Annotated in this window: 5 protein-coding genes; 2 read left to right on the top strand and 3 right to left on the bottom strand. The window is 34.2% G+C overall.

Going from position 1 to position 11,836, the window contains the following annotated elements:
* The 3 genes from ABJF08_RS13400 to ABJF08_RS13390 form a co-directional block, all read right to left on the bottom strand.
* Window positions 1–2,493: hypothetical protein (locus tag ABJF08_RS13400; protein ID WP_348116758.1), on the bottom strand; the 2,493-nt coding region annotated here is incomplete at its 3' end.
* Between the two features lie 230 nt (window positions 2,494–2,723).
* Window positions 2,724–6,320, bottom strand: a complete 3,597-nt coding sequence (locus tag ABJF08_RS13395; RefSeq protein WP_348116757.1) for a T9SS type A sorting domain-containing protein — start codon at window positions 6,318–6,320, stop codon at window positions 2,724–2,726.
* 357 nt (window positions 6,321–6,677) lie between these two features.
* Entirely contained in the window at window positions 6,678–10,202 is a 3,525-nt protein-coding gene (locus tag ABJF08_RS13390) for a methylmalonyl-CoA mutase family protein (RefSeq protein ID WP_348116756.1), read from the bottom strand.
* A 169-nt stretch (window positions 10,203–10,371) separates the two neighbouring features.
* On the opposite strand from ABJF08_RS13390, the gene ABJF08_RS13385 reads away from it, so the two are divergent.
* Both ABJF08_RS13385 and ABJF08_RS13380 read left to right on the top strand, forming a co-directional pair.
* Window positions 10,372–10,611: a hypothetical protein gene (locus tag ABJF08_RS13385; RefSeq protein ID WP_348116755.1), complete on the top strand. Its 240-nt coding sequence runs from the start codon at window positions 10,372–10,374 to the stop codon at window positions 10,609–10,611.
* A gap of 60 nt (window positions 10,612–10,671) precedes the next feature.
* The gene (locus tag ABJF08_RS13380; protein ID WP_348116754.1) at window positions 10,672–11,787 is read left to right on the top strand and encodes a serine hydrolase; all 1,116 of its coding nucleotides are present in this window, start codon (window positions 10,672–10,674) and stop codon (window positions 11,785–11,787) included.
* The last annotated feature ends 49 nt before the right edge of the window (window positions 11,788–11,836 follow it).

Raw genomic sequence — 11,836 nt, 5'->3', positions numbered from 1 at the left:
GATTCTCGTATAATAATCGTGACTACCACCTAGCGGAATCAAAGTAGTAATATCGAATTGAGTCAAATCAATTTCATCTTTCACGACGATGTTCACCGCACTTGCCGTACCTGTATTCTCAAAACGAATCATATAATGAACGTATTCACCGACATCGCTAGGGTCAATATTTTTACCTTCTAGACAAGTTTTATCATTTGGATCATAAGAATTCACAACCGTTTGGTCAAAAACCATCGTATTATCTGCTGGCATGGCGTCTGTTCCTGTTCCTGTAACTACTCCTGTAAATGTTAGAATATCATTACCGTTTAATGGATTGGTTGTTTGTGTAGGTGTATTTAATGTCATGGTAAACGCATACTCTTCCATCTTGAATGGCTGTAAATTACTCACTGACCAACTTAATTGATTAGTTGCTGGCGTTGCTGCCGTAGGCGTAGAAGACAGTAAAGTCATAAAATCTTCTTCAAAATCTAGAGTTACCGTTCCACTTGTTGTAACGTTTCCTTTGTTTTTCACAACTACTTTATAGTCGGTATCAAAACCTGGTCTTGCTTGTTCTAGAGGTACAACTATTACTTCTAGGTCTTCAATGCTTCCATTTGCAGTGACACAAAAGTCTTGAATGAATGGACTGGTTTGTGCTGGGAAATCTATTACAACGTTTGGTGGTGAGAAGTTCCAGTAGCTTGGGTTTTCTGGGTTTGGAGTGATGGTGTGTTGACCATCTGCAACTGGTACATAATATACCCCTTGCTGGTTTGAAGAAATTGAGCCTGAGATTGTTCCATCTGTTGCTGTAAAATTGAAGTTGGAAAATACTGGATCTGTTGGATCGCAACCGTTATTATCAATGTCCACAGATATATTTCCTTCTATTTCATTGAAATTTCCTCCTGGAGTGAATGAGCAGTAGGAGTTGATAACAACAGTTGAATTAGGATTAAATCTAGTAGCATCTGATATTATTCTTAACCTATCAACCTCATCAACACAAATATGTTCTAAGGAAATACATCCATTAACTCCAAAGTATAACCACTCACTTTGTGTTCTTCCAGCTTTCACATTTACAGAAACTAAATTTTGATTTTCATCTAAATCAAGAGTTTGTAAATTGATATTATTCTCTAAATTAATTGACAAGATATTATTACTCCATAAATTTAAAGCTTCTAAAAGAACATTATTCGATAGATCTATTACAGTTAGATTATTAAAATCAAGCAAAGCATATTTCAAATTAATATTCGTATTTAAATCTAATTGCGACAAAGAATTATAACTCAAATCTATTCTTTCAACATCTTGTACACCGGTAAGATTTATCATCGTCAAATTATTATATGAAGCATGTATTTCTTTAAGAAAATTATTAGCACTCAAATCAATATTTGAAATATTATTATTAGTTAAATACAACAATTCCAAGCTAGTATTATTACTAAGATCAATAGTAGTGAGACTATTACCTGATAAGTATAAATTTAATAAATTTGGTAACCCTATTAAATCAATTGTAGTAAGATTGTTACCTCCAAGGTTTAATTCTATTAAATTTGTCAATCCGGTCAAATCGATTGTGGAAAGATTGTTAGCAGCAAGGTTCAATTCTGACAAGTTTGTTAATCCACTCAAATCAAATCCTGTTAAAGATTGATTCTTCCAATGTAAGGTTTCTAGATTAGAATAATTAGAGAAATTAAAATTCGATGGACTTAGCATAGCGGTATTATCGAAATATAAATTTTTCAAAGTATTATCATCATAGAGAACTATATTACTTAAAATAGACGTGTCTTTAACCCTAATAGTCTCTATATGTAAAGCATTTGATAAATCTAATGAGGTAATATCTAGTCCTTCTATCTCTACTTCTTTTAATGTAATGGTAGAAGGTAATATCATTGAAAAAGAAGAAGAAGTTACCCCAAAAGAATTACTTATTTTAAAGTACTCTAGATTAGAACAGTTAGATAAATCTAGAGAATTCATAAGAGTCCCTCCTAAATAAAGTTCTGTATGTTTTAATGAAGGTAAGTTTGGTAAGTTTAAATCCACACTCATCTGATTAGAAGATATAGATATAAATTCTAAATTAATACAGCCTGATAAATTTAATATATCGTTTGCATTACCTGCTAAATTAATATCGACAAACCTTAATACTTGCATATTACTGAAGTCTACATACCTAAGATTATTTCCAGTAGTATCAATAGATTCAAGATTTACAAATAACTTGATCCCTGTCAAATCTTCTATATTATTGAAGTTAAAAACTAAATGTGTTATAAGGTTCGCTTCCATTTGAGATATCTCACCATCACCATCGGTATCAACAATTGTATCCCCAAAACCATCATTATCTGAATCTGAAACTAGACCATTAACTAGTTGAGATTTAAGATTTACATCTGGTATATTAATTATTTGGGAAAAACTCAAAAAAGAACTAACAATAAACAATAAGCATAAATATTTTTTCATTTGGTTTGGTTTGGTTTGGTTTGGTTTGGTTTTCTACAAAAAAACTAAAATTAACAATGCATTCCTAAGCAAATCATTTAATAAATTAAATAATGTAATATGAATCAAGGTATTAATCATCTCCTTGATGCTGAAATTAGTTCATAATTGTTCCCACTTTCGCGAAAGCGGAACAAAAAAAAGCCTCTTCTATTAAGAAAAGGCTTTTTATTTTTTAAGTTATGAGAAATTTACTCCACTAGTAATTTCTCTATTTTCTGGCCTAAATCACTTTTTATAGTTACAAAATAGATACCAGAAGACAACTCTCCTATTTCTAGACGTTGCTCGTTTGCTGCGCCTGTATATTGTGTTGCTGTGATCATTCTACCATTCATATCGGTAATGCTTATGCCTTCTATGGCATTGTTTGCAGTCGCGGTAATAAAGTTCTTTGCAGGGTTAGGATAAAGGGATATACTACTATCTGTAGACTCTCCTACACTTGCTGTGCTCATGATACTTACTGTCTCTGTATTGGTTACAATTGGAGCGTTGAAATCAAAGAAGATAGCAGCGGTATTATCAAAAGTATCTCCTGCAACAAGAGTATTTAAAGTTTTGATTTTAAACAATATATAACCATCATTAGTCGCGTCATTAAAATCTAGATTGATGTTTTCATGAATGAATTCTACGATATTCCCTTCTCTTACGCGTGTATAATAATCATGACTACCACCTAGCGGAATCAAGGTTGTTATATCAAACTGACTTAAATCAATTTCATCTTTCACGACGATATTAACCGCACTAGCCGTACCAGTATTCTCAAAACGAATCATATAATGAACGTATTCTCCAACATCGCTAGGGTCAATAGTCTTCCCTTCTAGACAAGTTTTATCATTAGGGTCATAAGAATTCACAATCGTTTGATCAAAAACCATCGTGTTATCTGCTGGCATAGCGTCTGTTCCTGTTCCAATCACTACTCCTGTAAAAGTAAGGATATCATTACCGTTTAATGGATTGGTTGTTTGTGTAGGTGTGTTTAAGGTCATGGTAAACAGATACTCTTCCATCTGGAAAGGCTGTAGATTACTCACTGACCAACTCAACTGATTAGTCGCTGGAGTTGCAGCGGTAGGCGTTGAAGATAATAAATTCATAAATTCTTCTTCAAAGTCTATAGTTACAGAACCACTTGTCGTAACATTTCCTTTGTTTTTAACTACCACTTTATAGTCGGTATCAAATCCTGGTCGTGCTAGTTCTAGTGGTACTATGATTACTTCTAGATCTTCTATAGAACCATTTGCGGTAACACAAAAGTCTTGGGTGAACGGACTGGTTTGGGTTGGGAAATCAACGACTACACTTGATGGAGAGAAATTCCAGTAGCTTGGGTTTTCTGGATGGAGTTGTAAATTATATACACCATCAAACGTGTGCAACTCATATTCTCCTGAAGAATTACTAATAAAAGATAATGTTTCAAATTGGTTAGTCGCTGACATTCGTAAGAAAGGCATTATAGGGTCGTTAAAATCACAGCCATTTGAATTTGAATCAATAACTACCCTTCCAGTAATCAGATTATAAATAGTGCCTGGTACAAAGTTACAGTACGAATTCCAAACAACTCCATTTCCCACTTGTGGATCATTAAGCATATCTATAGCAATTGCATCTAAATTATCATTAATACACACATGTTCTAAGTTTGGTAAAGTAATATCAACACCACGATTTTGTGTAAATAAATGGGGAAGAAATGTTATTGCGTTAATAGTGTTGGACTGAGCACCCTTTAGGTTCAGATAATTTGCGCTATCAAGCCATAGATCTTGATTTAAATCCAATCGAAAATCAGGCCATGAGTTCCACGTTATAAAATTAGAAAGATCTAAAGAATTAATTTCAGTTAATCTAAAGTCAGCTTCTAGTATTTCAAAATGAGTATTCCCAGAAATATTTGCTGGTAGATTGGTATTATTATTATTAAAATTTACGGATTGAGCTCCACCTGTTATTCCTATCTTAAGTGAATTAATTCCAAAAGTATTATCATCAAACACGAGTGTTGAAAAATTATTTAAAAACGCTTCTAATAGATTATTATTAGTAATAACCAAATTACCAAAGGCATTTCCTCTTTCTGTATATATTTCAATTAGTCCCACAGCACCTCGTGCTCTATAATTGATGGATCTAATAGAATTATTATCCAAGTTCAATTGGTTTATTAGTGCTTCTCTATTGTGTATGGCAAATATGTCAAAATTTGAATTGCTCACTGTTAAAATATTTATTATACTTGAAGGAGAAAAACTTCCATAATTAACATAATTATCAATCGTAAAGTAATAACCTACTCTGTTATTATTTGATTCTAAGTCAAAGTTCGTATTAATGTTAACATTATTTATGTTCAGTTGATTAATGTTATCACAATTAAACAGTTTAAATTCCCTTAATTCACCGCCGCTTATATCAATATCAGTTAAAAATTGGTTGCTTTGTAATTCTAAATGAGCAATAATTAAATTTTGTAAATTTAAAGATGTGAAGGATGATGAATTGAAAACTTCTAAAAATCTTAAATTACTTATGTTATCAACATCAATATTCATATTGTTAATAGAATAAAGTCCTACATTGTGTAAAAAAATTAACGAGTTAAAATCAAATGTACCTAAGCCACTTATATCATATAAAATTATCGTTGCTAGCTGCGGAATAATTGACGAGTTAAATGAATTTAACCAATTACCCATATTATCCCCTATTCTTAAATTTGTTAGTTTATTGTTTGAATGAAAGTCCAAGGCGCTATTTGTTGATTCTACAGCCAATAAGTCGACAATCTTGAGGTGTTCAAAACTCGAAAAATCTACATCAAAATTATCAACATTACTTGCTGTAATACTAATTAAATTAGTAAAGCTATGGGGTATAGAAAAGTTATCTATATCCTGTATTATAATAAAATTCACATATTTTAATACATCTAAATTATTGAGAATAAAAGCTCTATCCGTATCGCTGAAATTTGAAGAATTAAAAATCGATCCTCGTATATAAATTTCTTTAAATACTGCAACCTCTGAAACACTTATGAGACCATCAGAATTGGAATCAAAGCTATTAAAAACATTACTGTTTCCGAAACCGAAAATAAAATCAACCAATCTTTGATCCAGTACTGTATCTAACCCTACTTGAATTTCATAAGGGCCAACCCAATTAGTTGATCCGCTAGAACAAAAACTTGAAAAATAAAACTCATATATACCATCTGATTCATTAATATCCAAATTATTATTTACAGTCGACATAGTTGTTCCAGAAAGGTAGGGATTGAAATTCTTTAGCCCGTATCTAACTTCGTAACTACTTATTAGAGGGTCTGCATCCCATTGAACACTAATAACAGAATTTGCTTCGGATAAAACTACATTTGCTGGTGGAGCACACATCCCACATTTAACAGTTGTATCAATTATTACACCATCATAACCTACAGGGGAATAATTTACTCCTCCGACTAAATTCCCAATATTATCTACGAGTTGAACATTATTCAGATCAAGACCTTGAAATGAATCACTTTGAATTTCTAATTTTAACTGATCTCCAGTCTGAAGTCCTGATATAACAAAAGATTCTAAAGAATTAGAAGTTGTAGTATAGGTCGTTTTGGTATTATTCACATATACATTTACTGCTGCATGATGAGTTTCATTTACATTGAATCTAGAACTAGATAAATTCAAAGTATAGTCACACTGCCCAAAACTGAAGCTAGAACTAACTAAAAATAACAGAAGTAATAATTTTTTCATCTTAACAAATTTTAACAAAAAAAACGAAAATTAAACTAGAATCCTATTTTGTTGGAAGATTACTTAAATAATTTGCAGTATAATCGTTGAATAGTGAAAATACAGTTGGTTAACTTCTCTTTTATAAACCGTTCTCGACCTTCGTTCGAACTGACATTTTAGATTAGTATTAAGAGAATCCACTCTGCAACATATTGACATCGTTAAAAAAAAAGCGCAAATCCATGATTTGCGCTTTTTTTAAAATTTGTAATTTGTATGATTGCTCTTCGTCGAGCTTTGAGAAAGATACAGATCCCGTCCCGATATTCATCGAGATAAGCGATTCATACACTAGCAAAGCTAGCGGTTCACTGCTTACATATTACGTCTATACTGTCCACCAACTTCAAACAAAGCATCTGTGATCTGTCCTAATGTACAGATTTTTGTTGCTTCCATTAAATGTTCAAAGATGTTGCCTTGTTCTATAGCTGCTTTTTGGATTTTAGATAATTGTTCTTGTTGCGCTTTCGCGAAAGCGGAATGTAAATTATCCTTAGTAGCAATTTGAGCTTGTTTCTCTTCTTCTGTAGCACGCACTACCTCAGCTGGTAAAACCGTTGGGCTACCTTTTGAACTAAGGAACGTGTTCACTCCTATAATAGGGAATTCACCTGTATGCTTTAACATCTCGTAGTGCATGGATTCTTCTTGAATTTTACTGCGCTGGTACATGGTTTCCATCGCTCCTAGCACACCACCACGTTCTGTAATGCGATCAAATTCTTCTAATACAGCTGCTTCTACAAGATCAGTCAACTCTTCAATGATAAACGCTCCTTGAATAGGGTTCTCGTTTTTAGCAAGTCCCAGTTCTTTATTGATAATCAATTGAATCGCCATTGCACGTCTTACAGATTCTTCTGTAGGAGTGGTAATTGCCTCGTCATAAGCGTTTGTATGCAACGAGTTACAGTTATCATTAATCGCATAAAGTGCTTGTAACGTGGTACGTATATCGTTAAAATCTATCTCTTGTGCATGTAAAGAACGACCACTAGTCTGAATGTGGTATTTCAACATTTGTGCACGAGAGTTTGCGCCGTATTTGTTCTTCATTGCTTTGGCCCAAATCTTTCTAGCAACACGACCTATTACAGAATATTCTGGATCGACACCGTTAGAGAAGAAGAAACTTAGGTTAGGACCGAATTTATTGATATCCATTCCACGACTTAAGTAGTACTCTACATAAGTGAATCCGTTAGCTAGTGTAAAAGCCAATTGTGTGATAGGATTTGCTCCTGCCTCGGCAATGTGATATCCTGAAATGGATACACTATAGAAGTTACGTACTTTCTCTTCAATGAAATACTGTTGTACATCACCCATTAAACGCAATGCAAATTCTGTAGAGAAAATACAAGTGTTTTGAGCCTGATCTTCTTTTAATATATCTGCTTGAACGGTTCCACGTACTTGTGCAAGAGTTTCTATTTTAATGCGATTATAGTCTGCAGGATCTAGAATTTGATCTCCTGTAAGACCTAAAAGCATTAACCCAAGACCATCATTTCCTTCTGGTAATTTGCTAGTGTCTACCGCACCGTTTTTAGAATATACTTTTTCGCCTTGAGCGTTTAAATAAGAAGGACGTTCTACGTTGTTATCGTCATATACTTCTTTAAGCTTTGCCTCTACCTTATCACCTAGTCCATTTTCTGTAATGAATCGCTCACAGTTCTGATCGATCGCCGCATTCATAAAGAACCCTAATAACATAGGCGCTGGACCATTAATAGTCATAGAAACCGATGTCATGGCGTGTGATAAATCAAATCCAGAATACAATTTCTTTGCGTCATCTAGACAGCAAATACTTACTCCTGCATTACCAATTTTACCATAAATATCTGGACGTAATCCTGGATCGTTACCATATAAAGTCACACTATCAAATGCCGTTGATAAACGCTTTGCTGGCATACCTAGACTTACATAGTGGAAACGCTTGTTAGTACGTTCTGGTCCACCTTCTCCAGCAAACATTCTGGTAGGGTCTTCTCCAGTACGTTTAAACGGATATAATCCTGCTGTGTAAGGAAATTCTCCTGGTACGTTTTCTTGTAAACACCATTTTAAAATATCACCCCAAGCGCTGTATTTAGGTAACGCGACTTTAGGAATCATTTTATGAGATAGTGACTCTGTATGCGTTTCAATTTTTATGACTTTGTCACGTACTTGAAATTCATAAATAGGTTGCTTGTATTTATTCACCTTTGCATCCCAACCGGTAATTACTTCCCAATTATACGGATCAAGGTCTTTTAATGATTTGTTGAATTGTGCGATAAGAAGATTCATGAAATCTGCATCGTCTGTTAGAACGAGAGATAAAATGTATTCTTCATTTAATCCTTTATCAGTAATTAAACGCTCTCTGTTTTCTACAGCAGGTGCGTTTTCATTTTGATCTAATAAAGTATTAACCGTTTGAAAAACACCATATAATTTCTGTGCCACTTTGGATTGTGCATCAGAGGTGTTGTCGTATCCTCTATTACTCTCCGCAATCTCGCTTAGGTAACGTGTTCTAGATGGAGGAATAACAAATATCTTTTCACTTTGCGCTTTGTTCAGTTCGTTTTTAGAACTTAAATCGACACCTGTTTTCTCAGTGACCTCAGCCATTAACGCTTCATATAACGCATTCATTCCTGGATCGTTGAATTGGCTGGCTATAGTCCCATGAACCGGAAGAGTTGCTGGATCAATTTCCCATAAATTATGATTGCGCTGGAATTGTTTTTTCACATCACGTAGTGCGTCTAGTGAGCCACGTTTGTCAAATTTGTTAATCGCTACCACATTTGCAAAATCTAGCATGTCGATTTTTTCCAACTGTGTTGCTGCACCAAATTCTGGAGTCATTACATATAAAGACACATCGCTATGCTCTAAAATCTCCGTATCACTCTGTCCTATTCCACTCGTTTCAAGAATGATTAGGTCATATTTTGCAGCTTTTAAAACATCTACCGCTTCTTGTACATGCTTAGAAAGAGCTAGATTAGACTGTCTCGTTGCAAGAGATCTCATATAAACACGGTCGTTATTGATCGCATTCATACGTATTCTATCACCTAATAAAGCACCACCTGTTTTACGTTTTGATGGGTCTACAGATATAACACCTATATTTTTTTCAGGGAAATCGATTAAGAATCTGCGTATCAACTCATCTACTAGAGATGATTTTCCAGATCCACCTGTTCCTGTAATTCCTAGAACTGGCGTTCCTGCAAGTTCTTCTTCGTTGAATTTAAATTCTGCTTGGAATTCTTCATGTCTGTTCTCTGCAAGTGATATTAATCTTGCGATAGTAGGTACATGTTTCTCTTCTAGTAATTCTTTTGTGGAAAGGTCTTTTCCTTGTTTCGCTTTCGCGAAAGCGGGAACAGCAACATCACATCGTTGCACAAGATCATTAATCATACCCTGCAATCCCATTTCACGACCGTCATCTGGAGCATAAATACGAGTAATTCCATAATCCATCAAATCCTTAATCTCTGATGGCAGAATTACACCACCACCACCACCAAAAATCTTGATGTGACCAGCTCCTTTTTCTACTAGTAAATCACGCATGTACTTAAAGTACTCGTTATGACCACCTTGATAAGAAGTCATCGCGATACCACTTGCATCTTCTTGAATAGCAGTATTTACCACTTCTTCTACACTTCTATCGTGTCCTAGATGTATTACCTCACAACCGGTAGATTGAATAATACGACGCATGATATTAATCGCGGCATCGTGACCGTCAAAAAGACTCGCAGCCGTTACTATACGTACTTTATTAACTGGGATATAGGGTGTTTGATCTTGCATTATTAAATTCACATTTTATATGGCTCAAATTTACGAAAACGATAGCGTATCTACCTACCTTATCTTCTAAATCCTTCCTAAATTCTATCTAATAATTCGATTATTGTTTGTAGTTTTAATGTTCATGTGGTATCTCATTATCTTTTCTATAATTTTTCTTTTTTTATACTTGAGATATACCATAAACGCTCAAAAAGTAGTTTCGAGCGCACTCGTTTTAAGCAAACGTCAGAAAATACTCAATTCAATTCTTATATGGACTATTCCCTTTGTCTGGTATTATCTTATGAAGGATTTTATAAGAATAGATAGACGCACCATGACTAAAAAACGTAGAGACCGATTGATAAGAAAGCAAAGTGGTGGTTTTTATGAAAGCGGTTTAGGTCATGGTGGTGGTACAGGATAACTTATATTAAACTTTTTATCTTTTCCAAAGTCTTAAACATTAACTACCAAACCATTACAAATGAAAAATATTTTTACTTTCATAATTCTTACATTTTTAATTACAGTCTCATGCAGTTCTACCGATGAATCCAGCGATGACCAGATAATTATAGACCCTATAGAAACCAGTTATTTCCCTCCATTAACGGGAGATATATGGGAATCTACTTCTTCTACAAATTTACAATGGGATAGTCAGAAACTTACCGATCTAAATACATTTCTAGAAACTAATGAAACGAGAGCTTTTATAGTTCTAGTAAATGGTAAAATCATTGTTGAAGAATACTGGAATACAGATTTAAATGGACAGCCATTTGATAAGGATAGTAGCTGGTACTGGGCAAGTGCTGGTAAATCTCTTGCAGCAACTGTGGTCGGTATCGCACAAGAAGAAGGGTATTTAAATATAAATGATAAAACGTCTGACTATATAGGAAATGGATGGACCAACATGCCGCAGGATAAAGAAGACTTAATTACCATTAAAAACAGTCTAACTCAAACCACTGGTATCGATTATAATGTGACAAATCCTGATTGCACAGCACCGGCATGTTTTGATTATTTAGCAGATGCTGGAAATCAGTGGTATTATCACAACGGTACCTATCAAGTTTTACACGATGTGCTAGAGTCTGCTACGGGAATGACTAATAATGATTATACTGCGGCATCCATAAATGATAAAATAGGAATGGATGGCCAGTGGACGGATACTGCTCTATTTGACAATTTATTTGTGAGTACAGCTAGAAGCGCAGCACGCTTTGGACTATTAACCTTAAATAAAGGCTACTGGGATGGAACATCTGTATTAAATGATGCCACTTATTATGATAATATGCTCAATAGCTCTCAAGCTATAAATCCATCTTATGGTTATTTATGGTGGTTAAATGGTAAAAACTCTGTTGTTTTCCCTGGCTCAACTACTTCGTTTAATTCTTCGGTAACACCATCTGCACCAGTAGATATGGTTAGTGCGCTGGGTAAAAATGGTCAATTTATAGATGTAGTTCCTAGTTTAAATATGGTTGTAATACGCATGGGAAATGAACCTTCTGGAAATTTAGTTCCTGTAATTTTTCATGATGAAATGTGGGAAAAGATTATGGACGTGATGGAACGATAAAACATCTAAAGTTTTGTTACACACCGCCCGATTAATAAGTCTGGATACT

The sequence above is a fragment of the Nonlabens sp. genome (assembly GCF_039941875.1).
Classification (GTDB): domain Bacteria; phylum Bacteroidota; class Bacteroidia; order Flavobacteriales; family Flavobacteriaceae; genus Nonlabens.
Note: the sequence above shows the minus strand (reverse complement) of the source record. Positions and strands in the feature narration are given on the sequence as shown.

Bases quoted from the DNA above. Each gene is read 5' to 3' on its own strand.
- ABJF08_RS13380 (WP_348116754.1), top strand. From the start codon at position 10,672: ATGAAAAATATTTTTACTTTCATAATTCTTACATTTTTAATTACAGTC.
- ABJF08_RS13395 (WP_348116757.1), bottom strand. From the start codon at position 6,320: ATGAAAAAATTATTACTTCTGTTATTTTTAGTTAGTTCTAGCTTCAGT.
- ABJF08_RS13390 (WP_348116756.1), bottom strand. From the start codon at position 10,202: ATGCAAGATCAAACACCCTATATCCCAGTTAATAAAGTACGTATAGTA.